Raw genomic sequence first — 25,620 nt, 5'->3', positions numbered from 1 at the left:
ACTTAATCCTTGTGGAATAAAACAGCGGAAATCATCAGATTACCATGAGCATTTTCGCCGCCGGCAAATTGCCCTTGTTCACCCAAGGTAAACGGGCTGACAAATGGCGCATTCTGCATCGCCTTATTGACGTATTCCGCTACTTCTGCCATCCGATGCTGCACCCGTAACATGCAGCCAGCGCAGTAAATGGTGATACCACCAATAGGATGCAACTGGCTATTAGAATACAACTCGAAAGCGGAGCCCACGACACGACCGGCACGGGTAATTAATCGCTCTTCGGTACCTTCCATAAAATACAACGTCTCACCGGGAGTAATAGTCGCAAATAATTCAATCCCCCCCTGCTCTGTTATTCTTAGCGGATGTGCCAGTTTAAAATAAGGTAAATCGTGAATTTGCCCTGCAATGCGGCCCAGCGGGTTTAAGCTGCTGGCGAAATTAAATTGCTGTTCAATAAGTGCCTCGCCCAGCCATTCCTGATAAACCTCAACAGCAGGCCGACCATCAAGTTCAAGCAGTTCTCGGCCGTTCACTCGAGTTGCAACGGCACTGGATCCGGTGCTGGCGTAGCCGGAATGGAAAGAAAAACTAATTTTACACGATGGATAAAAGACGCAGATTCCGACACCATTTCTCGATTGCTGCTCCTGATTGAAGATCATCCAGTTGCCCTGAATGAAATTATCCGCTGCGCTACCTCCAATAATAGGAACAGAGGTTCCGAGTTCGTCTTCAATTCCTCGGATAATGTCTTCTTCTTCTCCTGGGCTGGCATGGAGCAGAATCATTGAGGGCATTTCGCCAAAACGCTGGCAATTGGCAATAGCCTTCAATAACGCTTGTCTCGCCATCTCATATTTGGATTGCGACGTCGCCACAATCGCACTGCCATATGCACCGTAATAATCGGAAATCGCCCACAATGCTACGCCTGCTCCACCGTGATAACCTTCATCGGTCATTACACCCTGGCATGACGAACACCCCAGAATTTGTGCTTCAGGGAAAGCCGAATGCAGCGCTTCCTGAAACGGCGCAACTTCATAGCTTTCTGAAAAGTAAACCAGAATAAGCTTTGGGTTGATGATTTGCAGTTTTAATCGTGATATTGCCTCAGCTATCGCTGTGCTCGCATCATGACTGGAAGAAAAACTTGTGGCGATATCCATTTATGCAGCAGGTGTTGTTATTAACTAGTAACAATCATAGTCATTTTCTTTTTTTGATTCAGCAATATCTGTCGTTTTTTTGTGGTATATCATTAAAGATATCGTGTCTTTGACCGCTATTGATTGATGATTTCACGAAAGGGAGCATAAGGACATCATGAATAAAAAAGTGGTATTGGTCACCGGTGGCGCGAAAGGAATCGGCAAAGGAATAGCGACCTATTTATGTGAGCAAGCTGTCGTCATTATTGCGGACAACGATGAGGATGCCGGTTATCAATGCGTATCTGAAAATCCGTTATTGCGGTTTAAATGTGTAGACGTGACTTCAGAAGCTAGCGTCAACTCACTGATTCTCGAGATCATTCAACAGCACGGACAGCTTGACGCATTAATCAACAACGCCGCAATCAGCCATTCATATAATGCCCCTGTCGAAGAATTAGAGCTTGATGAATGGCACAGAGTACTTACGGTCAACCTGACCGCGCCACTGTTAATGGCAAAACATTGCACTCCTCACCTTCGAAAACAACATGGGTCGGTAGTCAATATCAGTTCAACCCGCGCACTCCAGTCTGAGCCTAACACTGAAGCATACAGTGCTAGCAAAGGCGGGCTTGTTGCCCTGACCCACTCTTTGGCGGTCACGCTGGGTCCCGATATCCGGGTTAATTGTATCTCTCCGGGCTGGATTGATGTCAGCCATGCCCCATTACGCGATATCGATCATCACCAGCACCCTGTCGGCCATGTCGGTCAACCTGATGATGTTGCCTCAATGGTGAAATATTTGATCTCAGAAGAAGCAAGATTCATTACAGGACAAAATTTTATCATTGACGGCGGTATGACACGGAAAATGATCTATCAGGATTGATGACAGAACGCTGATTAGAAGTGAAGGTGATACAACCTGTCCCGTTTTGATGCAGATCAATTTATTAAACACCACAAAAAAAGGGGTTGGCAGACCAACCCCCTTCAATTTACAAAATAAGCATTTAAATCATTAATTTTACTTATTTTTTAACAGTAAAAACACCAGAGATAGTTTCACTGCCTGTATTGAGCTTTATCACCCATTCCATTTCAGCGTGGGTACACTCAGGAACAGTAAACCTGCCTACCCATCCATCAGCTTGTTTTTCAAACACAACCGGGATAGAGCCCATATACATACTTAGCCCTTCAACAACCGCATTGGGTTTAACATCAGTGTTACCAACTTGTAGGAATAATTCACTGTTAGCAACCGCAGGAAATGGACTTAACGATATGTTATAAGCACCTTCACCATTCAATTTAGTGCATTCCTCTGCCATCAGTTGGCAGCTGTTTTCCAGTTGATCTGATGGTTGGGTTGGCTCGTAGGTGATTGTTCTCCATACAAATGCAGTAATCAGTACTGCCATTAGAAAGAGAATTTGAATCAATCTGCCTTTTGTCAGTTTTTCTGCTGCCATGATTTATCGCACTTCTCGTGTTACAGAGGTCAAAGTTTTCACATAAATGTTGCTTAACCGTAAAGGATGTGTGGGCTTGACTCTGTCATTCATATTTTAAAACCAGTAGTATATGGCACTGAAAATGCCACTTTTACAACAAAATAGCAATTTAATTGCTCTGGTGTTCAAAAAAGCATCGCGGTAGTTTTTTGCTTTTGGGTGGCATTGCGACAACTTGTTGTTCGCACAAGGAAAGAGAGTGTAGTTGAAAATTAAAATTGGAAGCATGCAACATGAGCCAAGTAAAGCAGCTTGAACAAAACTACAACTATACGGTCGTTCGTCAATTCACCATAGCCACCATACTATGGGGAATCGTCGGAATGGGCGTAGGTGTATTGATTGCCGCTCAGCTGGTGTGGCCGGCGCTAAACTTCGATACCCCTTGGTTGACATACAGCCGTCTGCGTCCACTGCATACCAACGCAGTGATCTTCGCATTTGGTACCAGTGCCCTGTTTGCTACGTCTTACTACGTAGTACAGCGTACATGTCAAACTCGGTTGTTCGGCGGTAAATTAGCGTCATTCACCTTCTGGGGTTGGCAAGCCGTTATCCTGTCAGCAGCGATTTCACTGCCGCTGGGATATACAACCAGTAAAGAATACGCTGAACTGGAATGGCCGATTGACATTTTGATTGCTGTGGTATGGGTTGCCTATGCAATTGTGTTCTTCGGTACCATGATTAAGCGTAGAACGTCACATATCTACGTGGCAAACTGGTTCTTCGGTGCCTTCATTCTTACAGTAGCAGTCCTGCACATTGTGAACAGTATGGCTATCCCGATTTCTATGACTAAATCGTACTCGATTTACTCTGGTGCTGTGGATGCGATGGTTCAGTGGTGGTACGGACACAACGCGGTAGGTTTCCTGCTAACAGCCGGTTTTCTGGGTATGATGTACTACTTCGTACCTAAGCAAGCAGGCCGTCCGGTTTATTCTTACCGTCTGTCTATTGTTCACTTCTGGGCGCTGATTTCCCTTTATATCTGGGCTGGCCCTCACCACCTTCACTATACGGCCCTACCAGACTGGACTCAGTCTCTGGGTATGGTGATGTCATTGATCCTGTTCGCACCATCATGGGGTGGTATGATCAACGGTATCATGACGCTGTCTGGTGCATGGCACAAGCTGCGCTATGACCCTGTTCTGCGCTTCCTGGTTGTATCTCTGTCCTTCTACGGTATGTCAACGTTCGAAGGCCCGATGATGTCAATCAAGACGGTTAACGCCCTGTCTCACTACACAGACTGGACCATTGGTCACGTACACTCAGGCGCTCTGGGCTGGGTTGCCATGGTTTCAATCGGTTCTGTTTACCACCTGATTCCAAAACTGTTCGGTCAGGAACGTATGTACTCAGTCAAACTGGTCAACGTACACTTCTGGCTGGCAACCATTGGTACAGTGCTATACATCGTAGCGATGTGGATCTCTGGTGTAATGCAAGGCCTGATGTGGCGTGCGGTAAATACCGACGGTACGCTGACTTACAGCTTCGTTGAGTCTCTGCAGGCTTCTTACCCGTTCTACTTTGTACGCTTCCTGGGTGGTGCAGTCTTCTTGTCTGGTATGCTTCTGATGGCATACAACGCATACAAGACTATTTCAGCCCCTAAAGAAAGCCTAAAAGTTACTGAACAACCAGCATAAGGAGAACCGACAATGGCAAGTAATCGTCATGAAATTGTAGAAAAAAATGTCGGCCTTCTAGCGATTCTTATCATCATTGCTATTAGCTTTGGTGCGCTGGTAGAAATCACGCCGCTTATTTACCAGGATCAGACCACTGAGCCTGTGAAGAACCTGCGCCCATACACGGCGCTGGAAATGGAAGGACGTGACATTTACATCCGTGAAGGTTGTAACGTCTGTCACAGCCAGATGGTTCGCCCTTTCCGCTCTGAAACTGAGCGTTATGGCCACTACTCTGTTGCTGGTGAAAGTGTTTGGGAACACCCATTCCTGTGGGGCTCCAAACGTACAGGTCCTGACCTGGCTCGAGTTGGCGGTCGTTACTCTGATGACTGGCATCGTGTTCACCTGCGCAACCCACGCGCCGTAGTACCTGAATCCAACATGCCGGGTTTCCCTTGGCTGGAGGAGAATGTGCTTGACGGTAAGCTAACGTCGAAAAAACTGGCGACTTTCCGCGATGTTTTCGGCGTACCTTACACCGACGAGCAAGTTGCTAATGCCGGCGACGCTGTTAAAGGCAAGACTGAGATGGACGCACTGATTGCTTACCTTCAGTCAATCGGTCACGCAATGAAATAAGGGGGCACCATGGAAATTGGAACCATTCATAGCATTTGGACAGTCATTCTGTTCGCGAGCTTTATTGGTATCGTCCTCTGGGCCTACAGTAAACGCCAAACATCCCGCTTCGAGGAAGCAGCAAACCTGGTGTTTGCTGACGAAGAAAAAGATTTGGCAACGCGTGAGAATGACAGGAGTTAGTACGCATGACGACGTTTTGGAGTCTATGGATAACAATCATCACGCTTGGCACCATTTTTGGTATTGCTGTCATCCTTTACTGGTGTAGCAAGGACAAAATGGGTGTTGAAGAAGGTGAAGATATGGGCCACGAATACGATGGTATTCGTGAAATCAACAACCCGTTGCCAAAATGGTGGTCCTACATGTTCTGGATCACTATCGCTTTCGGCTTGTCTTATCTGTTCCTTTTCCCTGGTCTGGGTAACTACAAAGGTTTCCTTGGCTGGCAGAGCTCAGATCAGACTGTTCGCTCGGTAGAAGAATCTAAGCTTGCTATCGCTCGTGCTCAGGAAGAAAAACGCCTGAACCAGTACGCGAAAGAGCTGGATGACGCTGAAGCGCGCTTTGGTGAAACGTTTAAAACACTGGCTTATGATGCTGAAGGTAAAACCCTGCGCCCGATTACGGAAATTGCAGGTGACTCTGAAGCAATCAAAGTGGGTCAGCGTTTGTTCCTGCAGAACTGTGCACAATGTCATGGCTCGGATGCCCGCGGTCAAAGCGGCTACCCTAACCTGACTGACAATGCATGGCTGTACGGTGGCGAAGCTGAAACGATCAAAACCACTATCATGCACGGCCGTCAGGGCGTGATGCCTGCGTGGATCGACACGTTGGGTGAAGATGGTGTGAAAGAAGTCGCAACTTACGTTCTGAGCCTGTCAGGCCGTAGCGTAAACGCCAAAGATGCAGCAGCAGGTAAACAACGCTTCGTTGTTTGTGCGGCATGTCACGGTACTGATGGTAAGGGTAACCCTGCCTTTGGTGCGCCTGACCTGACGGATAACACCTGGCTGTACGGCGGCTCTCGCCGCGCGGTTGAAGCAACGATCACTCACGGCCGTCACGGCGTGATGCCAGCATGGAAAGATATTCTGGGCGAAGAAAAAATCCAGCTTATCTCTGCCTATGTCTGGGGTCTGAGCAACGAAACCAGCAAATAATTCCGCCGATACACTCAGTTACATTTTATACAAATTACTTGTAATAAAATCTGAGACTTAACGACTAGCCCCTGTTATTTTCAGGGGCTAATTCCATCTTAGCTTTAAAGGTAATCAATATGAGTAAGCCTTGGTATAAGCAGTTTTGGCCTTGGTTCATTTTCTCAATCCCTTTCATATCGATTGTCTATAGCCTGACAGCCGTCTACATCTTCTCTCAGAATAAAGTCGACTTAGTGGCAGAAGACTATTACAAGAAAGGCAAAGCCATCAATCAGGACCTCTCACGCCTACGTGTGGCTGACGCCCTCAACATAACCGCGAACATCGCCGTTGAAGGAAATGAAATTAATGTCAATTTCCAGAAAGGTGAACTGAAAGCGAACCCGAACTTGCGTGTGACTTTCACACACCGTACTCTATCAAACAAAGACTTCACTCAAATGGTCAGCGCCGATTTGTCCGGTAAATACCATTTTGAGGCTCCTGAAACCCTGGATGGGCCATGGTTTGTCGAAATCGAGCCTTTCGATGGCGACTGGATGTTGCAGGGACGCGTTAACCTACCAACGTCCGACCCGATTCCGCTGTACGGGCAGAACAAGGAATGACGAGTAATTGTTATCATTGTGGTGATCCTGTTCCTCAGGATTACCACCATCAAATTGAAATCCTGGGCGAACTTCGTGATATGTGCTGCCCGGGTTGTGAAGCGGTCGCTCAGACTATTGTCGACAGTGGCCTGACCTCCTACTACGAATACCGCACCACCCCGGCTGAAAAAGCGGATCTCGTACCTCAACAACTCCAATCCCTGCTTCTTTACGACCACGATGAAATTCAGCAGGAATTTGTACGTGAAAACGAGAATTTCAAGGAAGCCGCTCTGTCTCTCGACGGTGTGTCCTGTGCTGCCTGTGCCTGGTTGATCGAAAAGCAGCTGACTCGTGAAGACGGTGTCCAGAATATTCGCGTGAACACCACCACACACCGCGCCCTGCTAACTTGGGATCCGGAAAAAACCAAACTCAGCCATTTATTAGGCGTCATCCACAAACTGGGGTATAAAGCGGCGCCGTTTGAAGCTGATGCTCAAGAGCAGCAATATCATCGCACCATGAAAGGCTATTTGTACCGGTTAGGCATTGCCGGTATCGCCACCATGCAGGTGATGATGTTGGCCGTCGCACTGTATTTTGAAATTTTTGGTGACCTTGATGCCGAATTCAAAAACTACCTGCGCTGGGTCAGCCTGATTTTTGCCACCCCGGTTCTGCTTTATTCAGCCCTGCCGTTTTACCTCAATGCTTGGCGTAATCTGAGAGCCCGAACTCTTGGCATGGATGTACCGGTTTCAATTGCCTTGCTCTTTGCATATGTCGCCAGCCTGTATGCAACGGTGGCGCAAAAAGGTGAAGTCTTTTTTGAATCGATCTCCATGTTCACCTTCTTCCTGCTGCTGGGACGTTTCCTTGAAATGCGCGCCCGACGACAAGCCGCCGCCGCCAGTGCCAATCTTCTCAAACTGGTGCCAACCATGGCGACATTGGAAGATGGCAGTCAGGTAGCCGCGAAAACACTAAAAGTCGGTGACGTTGTCACCGTTCTGCCAGGTGAAAGCCTGCCTGCAGATGGAGAGATCATTCGGGGTAGTACCGCCATTGACGAATCAATGCTGACTGGTGAGCCAATGCCGGTGCCACGCTCAGCCGGTGATCTGGTTTATGCCGGAACGATCAATGGTGACGGGAACGTCACCTTGCGTGTCACGCAGGATCGTCAAAACTCCCTAATTTCGAACATTATCCGCCTTCAGGATGAAGCCCAAAGCACCAAGCCTAAAGTCGCTGAAATTGCTGACATTGTGGCTCGTTACTTTGTCGGGATTATCCTGATTATCGCGGCTGGCACCTGGCTGTTCTGGCATCAGCACAAACCGGAAGATGCGCTTTGGATCACTCTGGCTGTTCTGGTTGCGACCTGCCCATGTGCCCTGTCTTTGGCCACACCGACTGCCCTGACCTGCGCAACATCGCGTCTGGGTCGGATGGGAATGCTTTTACGTCGTGGTCATGTGTTAGAAACCCTGTGCAACGTGAACCAGTTAGTGATCGATAAAACAGGCACCCTGACAGAAGGTAATGTCCGATTGGTTGAAACTCGCTTGTTTGCGTCAAACCTGACGGAGCAAGAGGTACTCACAACGGCGGCCGAGTTAGAACGTTTTGCCAATCACCCTATTGCCCGTGCATTTGTTGGACACCGACTGGAAGTGCCGCAGTTCAGTGATGTGGAGAACATTATTGGTAGTGGCTTGAAAGGTTCCGACCAGGGACGGGAATGGCGAATAGGTAAAGCTGAGTTTGTGCTGGAGCGTGTCGCTGCCGAACACCAACCTGCTGCTGAACAGCTGGATCAGTACCAGGTTTGGCTCAGCCGTGATGACATCTGTATCGCCGCGTTCAAGCTGGATGACCCTATTCGGGAAGACAGCCCTGAGCTGATTCAGCAGTTCCAGGCGGCCGGTATCAATGTCACTATGCTGACCGGTGATAACTCTGCAAACGCTGCCAAAGTAGCAAAGGCGCTGGGAGTTGACCATCTGGTCGCGGGAGCCTCACCAGAGGGTAAACTGGACTATCTGCACAGTTTGGACCGTCATCAGGTTGCATTGATGGTCGGTGATGGCGTCAACGATGCTCCGGTTCTGGCAGGCGCTCACCTTTCTGTGGCCATGGGTGGCGGTACTGATGTAGCCAAGTCCTCTGCCGATATGGTATTACTGGGTGACCAACTTTCCCGAATTCTCCGTGCGAGAGCGCTTGCGCTGAAAACACGCAAAATTATTCGAGAAAACCTGGCATGGGCACTGGGCTACAACGTGGTTATCCTGCCTCTGGCTGTCGCGGGCCTTGTGGCACCGTATATAGCCGTTGCCGGCATGTCAGCCAGCTCAATCATCGTTGTCTCGAACTCTTTAAGGTTGCTAAAAGAAAATGGCTAGTCTGTACATCCTGATTCCCATCGCCATCATTTTTGTCTGCATCGCTGTCGGCATCTTTCTTTGGGCCGTCCGCAGTGAACAATTTGAGGATCTCGAACGTCAGGGCTACAACATTCTGTTTGATGAAAACGACAGCGAACAGAAAGTGAGCCAGCAACACAAACCGTCAAACGAGAAGTCGCGTGAACAGTGATTTTTACGCCGCTTTTGTGATTGGTCTGATGGGAGCCGGACACTGTCTGGGTATGTGCGGCGGCGTTGCTGCCGCCATTACACTCGGCATGCCCGGCAACCAGACAACCCGACGGTGGCCCTATCTGCTCTGCTATAACACAGGGCGGATTGTTTCCTACATGATTGCCGGTGCCATCATCGGAGGCGCTTTTGCCGGTATGGCCAGCTTTAGCGGTCACGCCATGGCACTGGTCAGCCTTCGTCTTGTCGCGGCATTGCTAATGATTCTGCTGGCGCTCTACATCGGTCAGTGGTGGTCGGGGGTCAGCAAACTGGAATACGCCGGTAAATGGTTATGGCGTTACGTGTCCCCCCGCGCCAAATCGCTATTACCGCTGAAATCTCCCCTGGCTGCATTGCCGTTCGGCGCGCTGTGGGGCTGGCTTCCATGCGGATTGGTGTATTCCACTCTGAGTTGGTCAGCGGTTTCAGGCAGCGCCATCTCAGGCGCGGCTGTAATGCTGGCTTTTGGTCTTGGTACCTTGCCAGCAATGTTGGCAGTCGGTACGATGGCACAACAATTACAAAAGCTGTTACGCAACCTCTATTTCAGACGAGCAAGCGCCTTGCTGTTATTGATATATGGGGTTCATACTGGTTATATCGCAATCAAACAAATTATGTAGTGTTTTTTAACTCTCGTCATAATGATTCATATTGTGTTAAAATATTGACCTACATCAAATTGGTTAGACAGGCTTATGATTTCGGACAAACTAGCAACCAAACGCGTCCAGGCTGGCGGGTGTGCAATCCATTGTCAGGATTGTAGTATCAGTCAGTTATGCATTCCTTTTACGTTGAATGAGTCTGAGCTAGATCAGCTGGATCAAATTATCGAACGTAAGAAGCCTATCCAGAAAGGACAAGAGCTCTTTAAAGCTGGCGATGAACTGAAATCGCTATACGCCATTCGTTCTGGCACCATCAAAAGCTACACCATTACCGAACAAGGTGATGAGCAAATCACGGCCTTCCATCTTGCCGGTGACTTGGTCGGTTTTGATGCCATTAACGAAATGATGCACCCAAGTTTTGCGCAATCTCTTGAAACGTCAATGGTTTGTGAAATTCCATTCGAGATTCTGGATGATCTGTCAGGGAAAATGCCAAAACTTCGTCAGCAAATCATGCGTCTGATGAGTAACGAAATTAAAGGCGATCAGGAAATGATTTTGCTGCTGTCCAAGAAAAACGCGGAAGAGCGTCTGGCAGCTTTCCTGTACAACCTTTCTCTGCGCTTCTCACAGCGTGGTTTCTCACCTCGCGAGTTCCGTCTGACCATGACACGTGGCGACATCGGTAACTATCTGGGCCTGACAGTTGAAACAATTAGTCGTCTGCTGGGCCGTTTCCAGAAATCCGGAATGCTAAGTGTAAAAGGCAAGTACATTACTATCCTGGATCACGATGCCCTGTCGGCACTGGCTGGCATTAGTAAAGATAAAGCCTAATTTTTATCTTAACTGATTGAAAAGAAGTGATATGAGCTATGAGCCATATCACTTTTTTTATGCCCGCTGCTCCCCAATTTCTCCCCTATACGTTACAGTTATTAGTACCAAATCGATTATCTCTGTAATGGATTTACCTTTAACGATATGAGGCAAATCGTTGATTTGGTAAAGCACTTTATCTGTCAGCGACTTTCTTTAGACAGGTAATATTCCTTTGGGGAACAGAGACTGGTTTCGATGCCAACACAATTTGTGTAAGGGGGCAGTTATGACCAAGTACAAGAATATCCTTGTTGTGGCCGATCCGGCACAAGATCATCAGCCAGCACTATCTCGCGCTATTCATCTCGCTCGTAAATGTGAGAACGTTAAAATTACGCTCTTTCTGGCTATTTATGATTTCTCTTACGAAATGACATCGATGCTGTCCGCAGATGAACGTCAGGCAATGCGTCGTGGCGTTGTGATGCAACGAGAAGCCTGGCTTCAAGACATCATCCGGCCATATGTCGATGATGGTTTTGATATTGAGTTGATCGTGGTATGGCATAATCGGCCATACGAGGCAATTATTGCCGAGGTTTTCAGTAAGCACCATGACTTGCTGATCAAAGCTACCCATGATCACGACAAAATCGGCTCTGTCATTTTTACACCGACAGACTGGCATTTGCTCCGTAAGTGTCCTTGCCCGGTACTACTGGTGAAAGAACACAGCTGGCCGGAAAACGGCAAAGTGATGGCCTGTGTTAATTTGGCTTCTGAAGATGAAACCCATGACAAACTCAACGATGCTATTGTTGAGGAGGGTATTAGCTTTGCCGAGCTTCTCAATGCAGAAGTCAATATCGTCAACGCTTACCCGGCTACACCTGTCAACATTACGATTGAGTTACCTGAGTTTGACCCGGCAACCTACACGGATGCGGTTCGCGGTCACCATCTGAAAGCGATGAAAGCGCTGCGACACAAACACGGGCTTCCTGAAGAGCAGACCCATGTTTTAGAGGGGCTGCCTGAGGATATCATCCCTCAGGTCGCTGAAGATCTGGACGCCGAACTGGTCATTCTGGGCACCACAGGACGAACCGGTTTATCTGCGGTCTTTATCGGGAATACCGCTGAGCACACCATAGACAGCCTTAACTGTGATTTGCTGGCACTGAAACCAGAAGGTTACATCAGCCCTCTGAGCCCGAACCTGACCGATTCATAGAGCCTTGTTACAGCGATTCTATACATAAGACCGTCAATACTTTCAATTAACGACTCAGGCCTCCTTCGGGAGGCCTTTTTCTTGTGAGTTGTGCAGCTGCTAACCTGGTGTTTTTTCATCGAACAAACGGATTTAAGTGAAAAGTTACTGGCATCTGACGAGCTAATCCGTATCATACACGCCACAAACTTTCTGCCCCATAAGCGGCAGAAGAAGACGTCCAAGGTTTCTGAACAGACGGTGAGTGTCGAAATTTACGATGTAATACGACCGTTTTGTCAACGAGAGATTGAGAATGAGCGATACTCAAGAGCTAACCAAAGCTCAGCAATACAACTTTAACAAGCTGCAGAAAAAATTACGCCGTAACGTAGGCAATGCCATTGCTGACTTCAACATGATTGAAGACGGTGACCGCATCATGGTTTGCCTGTCCGGTGGTAAAGACAGTTACGCGATGCTGGATATCCTGCGTAGTCTGCAACGTAGCGCGCCTGTCAGCTTTGAGCTTATTGCTGTCAATCTTGACCAGAAACAACCAGGCTTCCCGGAACATATTCTGCCTGAGTACCTGGATAATTTGGGCGTGGAATACAAGATCGTTAACGAAGATACCTACTCTATCGTTAAAGACAAAATTCCAGAAGGTAAAACGACGTGTTCTCTGTGCTCACGCCTGCGCCGCGGCATTCTGTACCGTACGGCGAAAGAGCTGGGTGCAACCAAGATTGCTCTTGGTCACCACCGTGATGACATGCTGGAAACACTATTCTTGAACATGTTCTACGGCGGCAAAATGAAAGGTATGCCACCTAAACTGGTTTCAGATAACGGTGAGCACGTTGTTATCCGCCCACTGGCTTACTGCCGTGAGAAAGATATTGAACGCTTCAGCGAAATGAAGGCGTTCCCTATCATTCCTTGTAACCTGTGTGGTTCACAGCCGAACCTTCAGCGCCAAGTGATTAAAGAAATGCTACGTGACTGGGACAAGCGTTATCCGGGCCGTATCGAAACTATGTTCACCGCAATGCAAAACGTGGTGCCTTCACATCTGGCTGACTTCAATCTGTTTGACTTTAAGAGCATTAACAAAGACTCTGGTGCGATTGACGGCGGTGATGTAGCTTTTGATAAGCAAGACATTCCAGCAACACCAGTATCAAGTGAAGACGTTGCTGAGTTTGACCCAAGCCAACAACTGGATGTACTTCAGGTAAACTGATTTTTATCCAGGTCATTTTTCCTGATATTAGGGAAATGGCAGCGAAAACAAAATAACAAAGAGCCGCTAATGCGGCTCTTTCTGTTTCTTATCGGTGTAATTACATCAATAGTGATGAGAAATAGTAACCGACTGTAATTATTTGAACAGGTTGACAAAGAAAAGCTTAATGTAGTCGATCAGTCGGCTGAACAAGCCGCCCTGTTCAACAGACTCTAACGCAACCAACGGAGCCTGGGCGATTTCGGTACCATCAACCTGATAGAAAATCTTACCCACGATCTGCCCCTTTTCAATCGGCGCAACCAGTTCCTGAGTCAATTCAACACTTGCCTGCAAGTTCTTGGCATCATTGCGTGACAGTGTCACGAAAGTATCAGACTGTGTCCCCAGCGCCAATGTATCGGCAGTCCCCATCCAAACTTTCTCGGTCAGAACCGTGGTACCTTGCTTATGTGGCGATACGGTTTCAAAGAAACGGAAGCCGTAATTGAGCAATTGTTTGCTTTCCGCCTCACGGGCTTTCTTGCTGCTAGCGCCCATTACGACCGAAATTAACCGCATATTGCCGGATGTCGCGGACGTTGCAAGGCTGTACCCGGCGCCACTGGTGAATCCGGTTTTCATGCCATCCACATTCAGGCTGCGGTCATACAATAAGCCATTACGGTTGTGCTGGGTTATCTTGTTATATGTGAAGGATTTTTCGCTATAGAGCGAATAAATATCAGGTAAATCCCGAATAATCGCTTGCCCCAACAGAGCAATATCATATGGCGTCGAATACAGTCCATCACTGTCCAGCCCGTGCGGATTAGTGAAAGCAGAATTGGTCATATTCAGTTTCTGTGCCCAACTGTTCATCAGGCTGACAAACGCCCCTTCCGACCCTGCCACATGCTCGGCAATGGCCATACTGGCATCGTTACCTGACTGAATAATCATCCCTCGGTACAGATCCATCATTTTCACTTCGGTATTCACCTCAATGAACATTTTGGACGAATCCGGGAAGTTTCGGGCCCACGCATTACGGCTGATGACGACCACGTCATCTTTACTGATATTCCCCTGCTTCATTTCCTGACCTGCGACATAACTGGTCATCAGTTTGGTCAGGCTGGCCGGGTTGAGTTTTGAATGCGCATTTTTTTCTACCAGAATTTGTCCGGTGTGGTAATCCATCAACACATAGCCTTTTGCTCCGAGTACCGGGGCATCAGGAATCACGCCAGGCGCTGAAAATGCCGAGGCAGAAAGCAGCATGCTGCCGGCCGCCAAAATGCGATAAGTTTTATTGAAAATCATCGTCTTGTTTCGCCATTAGTGGTCAATTACACAGCAGTATATCGAAGATAAATGTCATATCATGTGACCTTTACGAAGTCTTACGTTATTGTAAAAAACGTTACATCTCCCCCCAGTATTCAGGTACCAATTGACACATCCTACATCGGTTTATTGAGACTTCCACCGCATCGCTCACACCGTTTGAACAAGCATTAAAATGCTGTTGCACAAGAAATTCTTTCCCTGCACTGTTATGCTTTGGGAAATGCGGTTATGCTCAGATTGAGTGGTATAATCTGATGCCGATACGAGTCAACAAAAGGATAGGTAATGACTTTTTATCAAAAACTAGCACAACATCATAAGAAACTGTCAAAACTTGACCACTTAGAGGCCATCTGCGGCTGGGATCAGGCAGCAATGATGCCTGAAGGCGGTAATACTGCTCGCTCTGAAGCGATGGCAGAACTGGCAGTGATCAGTCACGAGCTGGCAACCGCACCATATCTGGCAGAGTGGTTTGAGCGCGCAGAGCGCGAAACGTTGACCGCAGAAGAAAAAGCCAGCTTGCGTGAAATGAAACGTCAGTGGCAGCAACACACGGTTGTACCAGCCGACCTGGTTGAAGAAAAATCGCTTGCCAGCTCGACCTGTGAGCATGCCTGGCGGTCACAACGTGCTCAGAATGACTGGCCGGGCTTTAGTGAAAACCTACAAAAGGTTGTCGAACTGGCGCGCCGTGAGGCTCAAATTCGTGCTGAGGCAACAGGTCTCAGTCGCTACGATGCCCTGCTGGATCTCTATGAACCGGGTATGTCCACAAAAGAACTGGACGCACTATTTGCCGATGTTAAGTCATGGCTGCCTGAGCTAATCAGTCAAATCCGAGAAAAACAGACTCACGACCAGATTATTCAGCCTGTCGGTCCTTTCCCGGTTGAGCAGCAAAAGCAGCTCAGTCTGGCAATCATGGATAAGCTGGGTTTCGATTTTAATCATGGACGACTGGATGTCAGCGCTCACCCGTTTTGTGGCGGTGTGCCAACGGATGTTCGTATTACAACACGCTATGATGAGAATGATTTTACCAGTGCCCTGATGGGGGTTATTCATGAAACAGGCCATGCCCGTTATGAACAAGGGCTGCCGGTTAAATGGGCCGGATTACCGGTGGGTAAAGCACGTTCCATGGGGATTCATGAGTCCCAAAGCCTCTTCTTCGAGATGCAGCTCTCTCGCAGCGAGGCTTTTATTGGTATTCTTGCTCCTCTTGCTGCAGAAACATTTGGCCGCACTGACGATCCAGCCCTGACGCCGGAAAACATGACGTTGATTAATACCCGAGTCAAACCAGGCTACATTCGCGTTGATGCGGATGAAGTCACCTACCCGGCTCATGTCATTCTGCGTTACGAAATCGAACGAGATCTGATTGAAGGCAACATTGAAGTCGCGGACATTCCTGAGCTGTGGGACAAAAAAATGTCTGAATACCTTGGTCTTAATACCAAGGGGAATTTTACTGACGGCTGTATGCAGGATATTCACTGGCCGATGGGTAGCTTCGGTTACTTCCCGTCTTATACGCTGGGTGCCATGTACGCGGCACAATTTATGGCGGCAATGCGTCGTGAAATGAACATTGAAAACCTGATTCGAGAGCGTAACCTGCAACCTATCTTCAACTGGCTGGATCGCCATGTCTGGAAACGTGGCTCTACGGTATCAACCAGTAAAGTTCTACAGGATGCGACCGGTGAAACGCTCAATGCCCAATTCTTCAAAGAGCATTTGGTTCATCGCTACCTGAAATAAACGCCAGCGACGATATTTGTTACTAAAAAGCCGCCGTGATAACCCCTCACGGCGGCTTTCTCTTTATATGCTTGTTTACGAAGAGACCCCAACCAAAAACGAATACACTGCATAAGAGACTCGAGATCATGCTGGCGACAGCAAACACAACGCGGTTAGGCGATCAGACCAACTGCATTTCAAAAATCGAGTTAACAGATGTGCCATTCCACTTATATGTGTAATGACGACTCTGGCAAACCTTGCTGACCAGGTTTGGCTTAAACAGTGCAAAGCAGCTGTGCCCCTGATGACGTACCGATTGATAAACCAAACCGTCTTTACTTTGCGATTTAATGCTGCAAGCCAGTGCTTGGGATTGGGCGTAGTTCGTCGGGTGGTACAGCCCGGAGTCCAGATGCGACTGCTCACGAATATCGACCAAATCCGCATTGAACCAGGCTTCAATACAGCGCATCTGAATGTCCTGAGCAGGCTCATTGGTGTATCCCATCACCCGTTCCATATGATGTACCGTTTCTTTAATGGCTGTATTCACTTCCGGTGACGCGTAGTAAACGCCAAAATCAGCCGTGTTAAACCTCGCCCCGTCCGGGTTAACATGTGTGAACGCAGCCATCACATAGCTGCAATGCGGAATACCAACCAGCCGCTCTTCTGCCGGTATACGCCTAAAATCACCGGTTTCTTCTGCCAGCCTCGGATTAGTCAGTGCCTCAATTGCAAACACAGCTTCCAGCTGTTCTGCATCTGCCACATCTTCATACAGATTGATTGGCGGATATTTTGACGGAATCAGGCGATAACAATGCTGATTATTAAAAGACGTCAGCGCGATTGTTTTTTCATCCATGTCCATTTACGACTGCCCGCCTCGCCATGCATTGAGCCGTGAAGCCACCTGATACAAATCGACCACTTTACCCTCACACATCACATCCATCGCGGAACGACCAGCAAAAAACGGATGGCTATTCGATTTCTGCACCCAGTGATAAACACTGTCTTCGGCAGTAAACATAATCCGCAGGCACTTATGAATGTTGAGGATATAACTCATTCTTTCCAATAGATCTTTTGAGACCTTGGCAGATTCTGGGTGTGTGCGGTATTTATTCAGCGTGGAACGACTACTCAGCCCAAGCAATGCCATTTGCTGCTGCTGGCTGCAACACCATTTATCCAGAATATTAAACACCACAGGCAGGACTTTATTCCCTACATCTGTGAGGTCTTGCGAACTTGCGCGATGCGTTGCATTCATCTTCTGGCCCTCATAACTTAGCCAACTCTCAGTGGGTCATCAGACCTATCACCGGATACACACATGTATATTTATGGACAAACTTAGCACATAAGTGTTTTTATATCAAAGCAACCATATCAAAGTGCATTTATCAAAGCGCACTTATCAAAGTACGTATATCAAAATGCTCCATTCATACAGACTCTATGTCTTAACTCGTATCAGTACGTAATTTCTTACTCAGAAATGAGTCTGAAATTTAGATCGATCAGCCGGGAAAATCATTCAGGCACTCAGGTCATTGACGTCCATATATGAACAATATAGTGATTTTTCTCCTGATTGAGCCCTTCTCAGCGCATTGGCATACTGATAGGTGTCAGCTCAGGCAACTAACCACAATGGCGGATGATGCACAAAAAAGCCCCGGCGGAACACGCCAGGGCTGTAAAAAGTGACAAATTCTGGGGATTGATAAAAGCTGACGGCTTATACCGCTAGCAGAAAACTAGCGCCGATAAGCACTGGCCGTATTTTCAGCCAGTTTAACAATTACCTCGACCGCCTTTTCCATTCCTTCCAGGGTAATAAATTCATGAATACCATGGAAATTATGGCCGCCAGTAAACAGATTCGGACATGGTAAGCCCATAAAAGACAGACGTGCACCATCTGTCCCGCCTCGGATAGGCTTGATCAGTGGCTTCACATCACATTCAACCATCGCCTGTTTCGCCAATTCAATGATGTGAGGATGCGGCTCCACCATCTCTCGCATATTGCTGTAATTATCGCGAAGTATCAGTTCGACTCGCCCTTTTTTCAGTTCGCTGTTCAGTGCTGCGACCTGCTGCTCCATGAAAGCTTTGCGACACGCGAGCCCCTCTTGGTCAAAATCACGCAGAATATAATGCAGTTCAGTGCGAGCCACTGATGACGTCATGGTCGACAGGTGATAGAAACCCTCATACCCTTCGGTGGTTTCAGGCGTTTCATCAGCAGGCATCATCATCTGAAAACGAGCCGCAATATTCATGGCATTCACCAGCTTGTTTTTTGCGGTACCCGGATGAACACTCACGCCATGACAGATCACTGTGGCTGCAGCGGCATTGAAGTTTTCATATTCCAGTTCACCAATCGGGCCACCATCGACAGTGTAAGCCCATTGTGCACCAAATTTCTGCACATCAAACCTATCAGCACCACGGCCAATTTCTTCGTCTGGCGTAAAACCAATGCAGATGTCGCCGTGCTTAATTTCAGGATGCGCTATCAGATACTCAATCGCGGTCAGTATTTCAGCAATACCGGCTTTGTTATCCGCCCCCAACAGGGTTGTCCCGTCTGTCGTGATAATGTTGTGGCCATGCAGACCGTTCAGATCCGGATACTGGATCGGCGACAGCACTTCATCGCCGATGCCCAAGGCGATATCGCCGCCCTGATAGTTTTCCACCAGTTGAGGGTGTACATCTTTTCCCGACGCGTCCGGTGCGGTGTCCATATGGGCGATAAAACCAATTGCCGGCACGGGATAATCTACATTTGCCGGTAAGCGGGCCATCAGATACCCATTACTGTCCAGATCTACGCCAACAAGCCCCAGATCTTTAAGTTCCTGCTCCAGATAGCGGGCAAGAGTTAGCTGTCCCTCGGTGCTGGGACACTGTGAATTAGCGGGGTTAGATTGAGAATCAATGCTGATGTACTGGAGAAAACGCTCAATTAAGTTATCCATATCCCACTCTGCCTTGATAACTGCCATTTATGGACGTCAAGTATCAGGGGATAAGGCACCAAATGAATTGCGATGAATCAGTTTTTAGTGAACTAATTGCGTAAAATGACTTCGCTCTCAAATCAGATTGTTGCCAACTGTTCAGGAAAAATAACCACAAACTCCACTTTGGTTACAGGTTGATCTGGCTCGCCCCCAGATTTTTCATATGCGCGATGACACTTTCTGATGTCACCGATGCATGATTGAAAAAACGGTACAGCTCACTACTTACCGCCTTTTGAATCACCGGACTGACCGCCATCGAATCGATCATGCTTGGAATTAAGGCATGAGTTGATGCAGCGTACTGGAAGTCTGTCATAGACTGTCTGGCACAATGATTGAAACCATTCAGTTCAATGCCCTGCCAGGCAGGAATACCGCCTTTTACCTGATTGAAACGCTGTAAAAAATCGGGGGAAGCAATCCGCTCAGCCAGTTTATTCGCATCATGGCTATCAAGTTGCTGAGTATGGAACAACGCGAAGCTGTCCATGTTATAAATAAACCCCGACTCTTTGGACGGTACCGGATAGCAGGAAATACCTAACGGCAATCGCCCGTTCAGGGCCATTAACTCGCCAGCCACCCAGTCTCCGGTGATCTGAAACGCCCGCCGTCCGGCCATCAGATCTTGTGTTGCGACGTCCCAGGACTGATTACTGAGATCTTCTGCAACAATGTCACTGATCTCGCGAAACAGCGCTAATGCCTGTCGGGTCACGTCACTGTCAATGGCCTTCGGATCCAGTTCGATAAACGCTTGTCGATAGTAAGCCGAACCGCCCAATCCAAACGCGATATTTTCAAACAGCTGCACAATCTGCCAAGGCTCGTTACCAATTGCCAGAGGGGAGACGCCACGACTTTTTAATGTGTGGAATGCCGAGATAATCGCGGGCCAGGTTTCTGGCATTACGATTCCGTGACGATGTAACACATCAGTATTTACCCACAGCCAGTTCAGGCGGTGAATTGTTACCGGTATCGCAACAAACCGACCTTCAAATTGATGAATATCCTTGACCAGCGGCAGCAGTTTTTCGTGCCATCCGCCGTTTTCAGCCGCGCGATTGAGTTGATGAAGAAACCCCAGCGCCGCCCAAGATTTAATCGCGGGCCCCTCGATTAACGCCATTTCCGGTGGATTACCGGCTATAGCTCTGGCCTGTAGAATCGCTTTGGCTGTCGCGCCACCGCCGCCTTCTATAGGAACATTCGCAAGAGCAATATCAGATTCAGACAGTGTTGTTTTCACACTTTCCGCAGCTTTAGTTTCCCCTTTTGACGTCCACCAATGAAGAAAATGGATATCGGCGCTGATCGTTGTCGCTGTTGCAGCCGTTGACCGCATTGGCAGTAATAGAGTGAAAACTAGAGAGATGCACAACTGTGCAGTAGGCCGAGACAATAGCCTGATAATCCGTTTCATGAATTCCTCGATAACGTCAACTCAACAATCAGCCCCTGAGCAGCATGATTTTTCAGAACCAAATCCCCGCCCTGCGTACGGGCAATGCTTCTCGCAATGGTCAGCCCCAACCCAGAACCGTTCGCATCCTTCCGGCCGGCGCGGCAATAAGGTTCAAAGACCTTTTCCTGCATTTTTTTCGGAATACCGGGACCATAATCCCTGAAAGTCAGTAAAATGGAGCTCTGTTGTTCACAAACATCGATTTCCACTCGCTCACCATATTTCACCGCGTTCTCGACCACGTTGAAAATGCAGCGTTTGAGGGCCAAAGGCTTCGCTAAGATGGAAACTGGTTGCTCACACCGGATATTTACACTGGGAAATAGATTACCCCATGAATTCAGGGTGCAAGACTCCAGACGGCAATTACGCTCAGCTAGCTGATTAAAATACTCAGCACAATCACCAAGTAACGTTTGTAAGTCCAGCCACTCTGACTCTTCGTGGATATTTGTCTCCCGCAAGCACTGCAAAGCCCCAGTGAGCATAATATCGACCTCATTGAGCAGCTTTTCGAACTGCTTTTTGGTTGTGTCGTTTTCCAGCATCTCGGTACGAAGCTTTAAACAGGCCAGCGGGGTTTTCAGGTCATGTGACAATGCACTGAACAACATTTCTCTGTCACGAATATAGGCTTTTACCCGCCTGCTCATCTTGTTAAAGGCATGAATAGCACTGCGCGTTTCATTGCTCCCGCTTTCTTCAAGCTCAGGCAGGCTCAATGGCGAGCCTGTCAGCGCTGCCGCCTTGGCCAGTGATTTCACCGGCTTCAGTTCCCGACGGATAATTTGCGAAATGCACATCATCAGCATGACCGATGCCAGAAACAAAAAGATTAATTGCCGCTGACTGATAATCGGCTCGGTTAATACGCTTTCGGGTAGCGGTATGGCAGAGGCGATGTAAAACCACTCATTTTCAGCCATTTCTAATTGCATCACCAAAATCGGCAAATCAAGCTCGCCCAGAGACAAACTGTAACGCGTCCAGATTTCCGGTAACTCAGACAGTCTGATCCCCGAATTAAATAACCGAATATTGTCTTTATCGGTAATGACAACCCTGACATTGCTTAACCCGCTAAATTGATTCGTGATTGCCTGTTCAACGAAACCGGTCAGTTTGGGTAACAGGGAAATATCCTGGATAGGATCGATGTTGAGCGGGTTTTGGTTAATCGAAATGAAAAAACGTGTACCACTCGACTCTCGCAATTGATTGAGGATTAAGTGACGATAATTTTTGGGTAACGACTCGAAATACAAGTAAGTTTCAGAAGCTGCTTCTGCGACATTCATCAGTGTATGCTGTGCACTGGCCTCTCGCGAAGCGGCCGAAGTCTGGTACCAGATCACCCCTGCCAACAGTTCCGCGACCAGTATGGCCCCGAACAATGTAATGCCAATACGGAAGGTAATAGATTGGTAGAACTTCCCTCTCACATCCATGCTCTCCGTTATTACCGCGTTTTAATACTGTTTTAAATCAAGCTTTCTTACCAAGCTTTATGATTGCGGTTGCAAAACAAGTAGCGATAAGCCATTCCCTTTATCGCTTATCCCTATATGGTTTATCTCTGTATACCGTATTAGTTACAACCAAACGGGCTAGCAGTCTGAAATGTGTTCCAGAGCCAGCATATAGCCCTTGTTGCGAACGGTCAGAATCAGGGTCCGATCTTCATCCCGAAGATGCTTGCGTAACCGACTTATCTGAACATCAATGCCTCTTTCCAGCGGATCAACATCCCGCCCCCAGACAAACCGAGCGATATCATCACGACTGACGGTTTGGTTCATGTGCTGCAGCAGAAAACTGAGTAAAGAAAAATCCGCGCCTGACAATTGGATCGTATCGCCATCAATATGAATAAGCTGCCGTTTGACGGTCTCAAACGTCCAGTCCAAAAAGCGAATACGGCGACTTAACGCGCCTTCCGAGCGATACTGGCTCCGCCTTAACAGGGCTTTAATTCTTGCCAGCAGTTCTCTCGGGCTGAAAGTTTTAGTGATGTAATCATCGGCACCGACTTCCAAACCCGCAATTCGATCGATTTCATCACAGACGGCGGTCAACATGATAATGGGCACGTGTGAGTGCTGGCGGATCTCCCTGCATAGAGTGAACCCGTCATCACTGGGAAGCATAATATCCAGAACAATCAGATCAGGCTGATGCTGTTGCAGGACCTTCCACATCTCATCGCCATCTTCGGCGGTAAACACGCGAAAACCAGAACGCCCAAGATATTCACTGAGTGCATCCCTGATATCTTCACTATCGTCGACCACTAATATCGTTTTTGACTGCAAAACTTTCTCTCATCCTGAAGAACAGTGACATTACGAAAAGAGTTTGAATCTGTGAAAGAGTTTATCAACCCCATGAATCACAGATACAGCGGTTTTCATTTTATTTTGTAAGCGTTCTCTTACAAACCGACAACCATATCTTACTTAACGAAGCAGTGAGTTAATTACAGTGATAAGGACTCTGAAAAGACAGCATGAATAAGGAATAAATCATGATAAATGCAACCTTTGGACTCCTACAAAAAATCGGGCGGTCATTAATGCTGCCCGTCGCGGTACTCCCGATTGCCGGGCTGTTGCTCGGAATTGGCTCAGCGAATTTTTCCTGGTTACCGGATCTGGTATCCGACATCATGGCCATGTCCGGCGATGCGGTGTTCAGCAACCTGGCCATTATTTTCGCCATCGGTGTTGCCCTTGGGTTAAGTGACAATGACGGGGTTGCCGGATTGGCCGCCACCGTCGGATTTGCCATTCTGACGGCAACCATGGGAGTGATGGCAAAATTTCACGGAATCGAAACAACCACCGTCATCGGTATACCGACCCTCAATACCGGGGTATTTGGCGGGATTATCATCGGTGCTATTGCCTCAGTGATGTACCGCAGGTTCTACAATATCCGGCTTCCGGAATACCTTGGTTTCTTCGCAGGAAAACGTTTCGTGCCGATAGTTACCGGCATCAGTGCTATCGTGCTCGGTATTGTGTTGAGTTACGTCTGGCCACCTATCGGCGGCGTCATTGACAGTTTCTCTCACTGGGCGGCGTACCAGAACCCGACGCTGGCCTTCGGGATTTACGGCCTAGTCGAGCGATCTCTGATTCCTTTCGGCCTGCACCATATCTGGAACGTACCTTTCTTCTTTGAAGTCGGCGAGTATGTTAATCCGGAAACCGGTGCGGTCATTAAAGGGGAAATTCAACGTTATCTGGCGGGTGACCCGACGGCAGGGAATCTGGCTGGTGGTTATATGTATTCCATGTGGGCTCTGCCGGCGGTTGGCCTGGCTATTTACCGTACGGCACGACCTGAAAACAGAGCGATGGTGGGTGGTATCATGGCCTCTGCCGCACTGACTTCCTGGCTGACGGGGATTACAGAACCAATGGAATTCTCGTTCCTGTTTGTTGCGCCCGTGCTGTATGTGATTCATTGCCTGTTAACGGGAATCGGTTTTGCGCTGGTAAGTGCTCTAGATATCCATCACAGTGTCACTTTTGCCCATGGCGCGATCGATTTTCTTATCTATTATCCGCTTTCACAAAATGCCTGGTTGTTCATTGTTATCGGCCCGATGTGGTTCCTGCTGTATTACACAATTTTCCGCACCCTGATCATTAAGCTCAATCTGATGACTCCTGGGCGCGAGTCTGAATCCAAAACGGTAAATGAGCTGAACATTGTCGATTCTGAACTGGCTGAACAACTGATTCAGAAAATGGGTGGTAAAGAGAACATTAAAAGCGTGGACGCTTGTATTACCCGCCTTCGGGTTACTCTGCATGATATTAAACGGGCTGATATCGGTGGAATCAAATCGCTGGGTGCACGGGAAGTGCTGGTGATTGGTGACAACCTGCAGGCAATCTTCGGCACCCAGTCAGATCACATCAAGTCAGAAATACATGTACTGATGGCAGAGAGCTATTAACGCCTGATTTAATACCTACTTCAGTGACAAAAAAACGGCCTGAGTGAATCAGGCCGTTTTTGTTTTAGCGCGTTTAATTGGGCGAGTTGATTATGCGTTCGTCAAACTCTCAGGATTTTGGGATCCAGGGGGTCACCTTAACCACATCATCCGGTAACTTAACCACTTCTCCCGCTGATAGCGCATCAAGTTTCAGGATCACTTTATTACCCTGAGCTTCAGCGACACCGCCACTGGCAAGGCTGATACCAGCCTGCAGAGGCTGGTCAAAATGCAGTACCACACCGCCAACTTTAGGCATGAACCACTTAGAGAACATGCCACCTAAATCCGACAGCAGTTTGTCCATCTGAGGTGCCAGGGACTGTACCTGCGCCTGGCTGATCTGACGGCCGTATTCCGATGTTGCGATCACTTGCATCGACACATCACAGGTAATGCCATCATCGACCACAAAGGTCACATCCGGATTGGCCTGACGCAAGTTTGAATCCAGAGGAACGACCAGCGCATTGTCAGCCGGTATGTTGAGTTCTTCATAATGTTTGTCTTTCTGCATCCAGCCTTTGTGGATTTTACAGACGCTACCGTCACGCTGATCCAGCAGATAAAACGCGATTTTGACATCATCATGCCCTTCTTCGGCATTCTGTTTCAGCTTGCCAAATAAGGTGCTGTAGCGCATCTCAATATTTTGAGCAAATGCTGTCGATGTCATCATCGCAGAGCCGGCGAGGCAACCGACTAACAGCCAATGGGTGTACTTCATCCT

24 protein-coding genes are annotated in these 25,620 nt (G+C 48.0%); 14 read left to right on the top strand and 10 right to left on the bottom strand.

What is annotated here, in order from left to right; genetic code table 11:
- Positions 1-2 precede the first annotated feature (2 nt).
- Positions 3-1,175, bottom strand: a complete 1,173-nt coding sequence (locus FH974_RS07815) for an FIST signal transduction protein (RefSeq protein ID WP_047885441.1) — start codon at positions 1,173-1,175, stop codon at positions 3-5.
- A 157-nt stretch (positions 1,176-1,332) separates the two neighbouring features.
- Between FH974_RS07815 and FH974_RS07810 the strand changes: the two genes are divergently transcribed.
- On the top strand, positions 1,333-2,055 hold the full coding sequence (locus tag FH974_RS07810) for an SDR family oxidoreductase (protein ID WP_207103650.1): 723 nt from the start codon (positions 1,333-1,335) through the stop codon (positions 2,053-2,055).
- Between the two features lie 142 nt (positions 2,056-2,197).
- Here FH974_RS07810 and FH974_RS07805 read toward each other — a convergent pair whose 3' ends face one another.
- Positions 2,198-2,641, bottom strand: coding sequence for a hypothetical protein (locus FH974_RS07805; protein ID WP_047885439.1), 444 nt, complete (start codon positions 2,639-2,641; stop codon positions 2,198-2,200).
- 275 nt (positions 2,642-2,916) lie between these two features.
- Between FH974_RS07805 and ccoN the strand changes: the two genes are divergently transcribed.
- From ccoN to ttcA, 11 genes are all read left to right on the top strand, one after another.
- Positions 2,917-4,344 carry a cytochrome-c oxidase, cbb3-type subunit I gene (ccoN, locus tag FH974_RS07800; protein WP_047885438.1) on the top strand — a complete coding sequence of 476 codons (1,428 nt, stop codon included), beginning with the start codon at positions 2,917-2,919 and terminating at the stop codon, positions 4,342-4,344.
- 12 nt (positions 4,345-4,356) lie between these two features.
- A complete protein-coding gene (gene ccoO / locus FH974_RS07795) occupies positions 4,357-4,968 on the top strand; it encodes a cytochrome-c oxidase, cbb3-type subunit II (protein WP_047885437.1) in 612 nt (203 codons plus the stop codon).
- A 9-nt stretch (positions 4,969-4,977) separates the two neighbouring features.
- Complete coding sequence (locus FH974_RS07790) at positions 4,978-5,151, top strand: cbb3-type cytochrome oxidase subunit 3 (RefSeq protein ID WP_047885436.1); 174 nt, start codon at positions 4,978-4,980, stop codon at positions 5,149-5,151.
- Positions 5,152-5,156: 5 nt separating this feature from the next.
- Positions 5,157-6,137: a cytochrome-c oxidase, cbb3-type subunit III gene (ccoP, locus tag FH974_RS07785; protein WP_047885435.1), complete on the top strand. Its 981-nt coding sequence runs from the start codon at positions 5,157-5,159 to the stop codon at positions 6,135-6,137.
- 119 nt (positions 6,138-6,256) lie between these two features.
- On the top strand, positions 6,257-6,748 hold the full coding sequence (locus FH974_RS07780; protein ID WP_047885434.1) for a FixH family protein: 492 nt from the start codon (positions 6,257-6,259) through the stop codon (positions 6,746-6,748).
- Positions 6,745-9,141 carry a heavy metal translocating P-type ATPase gene (locus FH974_RS07775; RefSeq protein WP_207103649.1) on the top strand — a complete coding sequence of 799 codons (2,397 nt, stop codon included), beginning with the start codon at positions 6,745-6,747 and terminating at the stop codon, positions 9,139-9,141. The genes FH974_RS07780 and FH974_RS07775 overlap by 4 nt, the downstream gene beginning before the upstream one ends.
- On the top strand, positions 9,134-9,334 hold the full coding sequence (gene ccoS, locus FH974_RS07770; RefSeq protein WP_047885432.1) for a cbb3-type cytochrome oxidase assembly protein CcoS: 201 nt from the start codon (positions 9,134-9,136) through the stop codon (positions 9,332-9,334). The genes FH974_RS07775 and ccoS overlap by 8 nt, the downstream gene beginning before the upstream one ends.
- Positions 9,324-10,001: a sulfite exporter TauE/SafE family protein gene (locus FH974_RS07765; protein WP_047885431.1), complete on the top strand. Its 678-nt coding sequence runs from the start codon at positions 9,324-9,326 to the stop codon at positions 9,999-10,001. The genes ccoS and FH974_RS07765 overlap by 11 nt, the downstream gene beginning before the upstream one ends.
- Before the next feature lie 75 nt (positions 10,002-10,076).
- Positions 10,077-10,829 carry an FNR family transcription factor gene (locus FH974_RS07760; RefSeq protein ID WP_047885430.1) on the top strand — a complete coding sequence of 251 codons (753 nt, stop codon included), beginning with the start codon at positions 10,077-10,079 and terminating at the stop codon, positions 10,827-10,829.
- A 271-nt stretch (positions 10,830-11,100) separates the two neighbouring features.
- Positions 11,101-12,048 carry a universal stress protein UspE gene (uspE, locus tag FH974_RS07755; protein WP_047885429.1) on the top strand — a complete coding sequence of 316 codons (948 nt, stop codon included), beginning with the start codon at positions 11,101-11,103 and terminating at the stop codon, positions 12,046-12,048.
- A gap of 295 nt (positions 12,049-12,343) precedes the next feature.
- A complete protein-coding gene (gene ttcA / locus FH974_RS07750; RefSeq protein ID WP_207103648.1) occupies positions 12,344-13,273 on the top strand; it encodes a tRNA 2-thiocytidine(32) synthetase TtcA in 930 nt (309 codons plus the stop codon).
- A 138-nt stretch (positions 13,274-13,411) separates the two neighbouring features.
- Here the strand turns inward: ttcA and FH974_RS07745 are convergent, their stop codons facing one another.
- A complete protein-coding gene (locus FH974_RS07745; protein WP_047885427.1) occupies positions 13,412-14,581 on the bottom strand; it encodes a D-alanyl-D-alanine carboxypeptidase family protein in 1,170 nt (389 codons plus the stop codon).
- A gap of 312 nt (positions 14,582-14,893) precedes the next feature.
- On the opposite strand from FH974_RS07745, the gene FH974_RS07740 reads away from it, so the two are divergent.
- Positions 14,894-16,378 carry a carboxypeptidase M32 gene (locus tag FH974_RS07740; RefSeq protein WP_047885426.1) on the top strand — a complete coding sequence of 495 codons (1,485 nt, stop codon included), beginning with the start codon at positions 14,894-14,896 and terminating at the stop codon, positions 16,376-16,378.
- A gap of 163 nt (positions 16,379-16,541) precedes the next feature.
- Here the strand turns inward: FH974_RS07740 and FH974_RS07735 are convergent, their stop codons facing one another.
- The 6 genes from FH974_RS07735 to FH974_RS07710 form a co-directional block, all read right to left on the bottom strand.
- Positions 16,542-17,231, bottom strand: coding sequence for an RES family NAD+ phosphorylase (locus tag FH974_RS07735; protein WP_047885469.1), 690 nt, complete (start codon positions 17,229-17,231; stop codon positions 16,542-16,544).
- Positions 17,232-17,237: 6 nt separating this feature from the next.
- Positions 17,238-17,642, bottom strand: a complete 405-nt coding sequence (locus tag FH974_RS07730; RefSeq protein ID WP_047885425.1) for an antitoxin Xre-like helix-turn-helix domain-containing protein — start codon at positions 17,640-17,642, stop codon at positions 17,238-17,240.
- Between the two features lie 490 nt (positions 17,643-18,132).
- Positions 18,133-19,365: a peptidase T gene (pepT, locus tag FH974_RS07725; RefSeq protein ID WP_207103647.1), complete on the bottom strand. Its 1,233-nt coding sequence runs from the start codon at positions 19,363-19,365 to the stop codon at positions 18,133-18,135.
- A 172-nt stretch (positions 19,366-19,537) separates the two neighbouring features.
- Entirely contained in the window at positions 19,538-20,665 is a 1,128-nt protein-coding gene (locus FH974_RS07720) for an ABC transporter substrate-binding protein (protein WP_242551868.1), read from the bottom strand.
- Between the two features lie 170 nt (positions 20,666-20,835).
- Complete coding sequence (locus tag FH974_RS07715; protein ID WP_242551867.1) at positions 20,836-22,323, bottom strand: ATP-binding protein; 1,488 nt, start codon at positions 22,321-22,323, stop codon at positions 20,836-20,838.
- A gap of 165 nt (positions 22,324-22,488) precedes the next feature.
- Positions 22,489-23,193, bottom strand: a complete 705-nt coding sequence (locus FH974_RS07710; RefSeq protein WP_207103646.1) for a response regulator transcription factor — start codon at positions 23,191-23,193, stop codon at positions 22,489-22,491.
- 212 nt (positions 23,194-23,405) lie between these two features.
- On the opposite strand from FH974_RS07710, the gene ptsG reads away from it, so the two are divergent.
- Positions 23,406-24,848 (top strand): glucose-specific PTS transporter subunit IIBC, encoded by a 1,443-nt coding sequence (gene ptsG, locus FH974_RS07705; RefSeq protein ID WP_047885420.1) that lies wholly within the window; start codon positions 23,406-23,408, stop codon positions 24,846-24,848.
- 109 nt (positions 24,849-24,957) lie between these two features.
- Here ptsG and FH974_RS07700 read toward each other — a convergent pair whose 3' ends face one another.
- Complete coding sequence (locus FH974_RS07700; protein ID WP_047885419.1) at positions 24,958-25,617, bottom strand: DUF2987 domain-containing protein; 660 nt, start codon at positions 25,615-25,617, stop codon at positions 24,958-24,960.
- Positions 25,618-25,620 lie beyond the last annotated feature (3 nt).

Source organism: Photobacterium ganghwense (assembly GCF_017329545.1).
GTDB lineage: Bacteria > Pseudomonadota > Gammaproteobacteria > Enterobacterales > Vibrionaceae > Photobacterium > Photobacterium ganghwense.
This window is presented reverse-complemented; position numbering and strand designations above follow the sequence as displayed.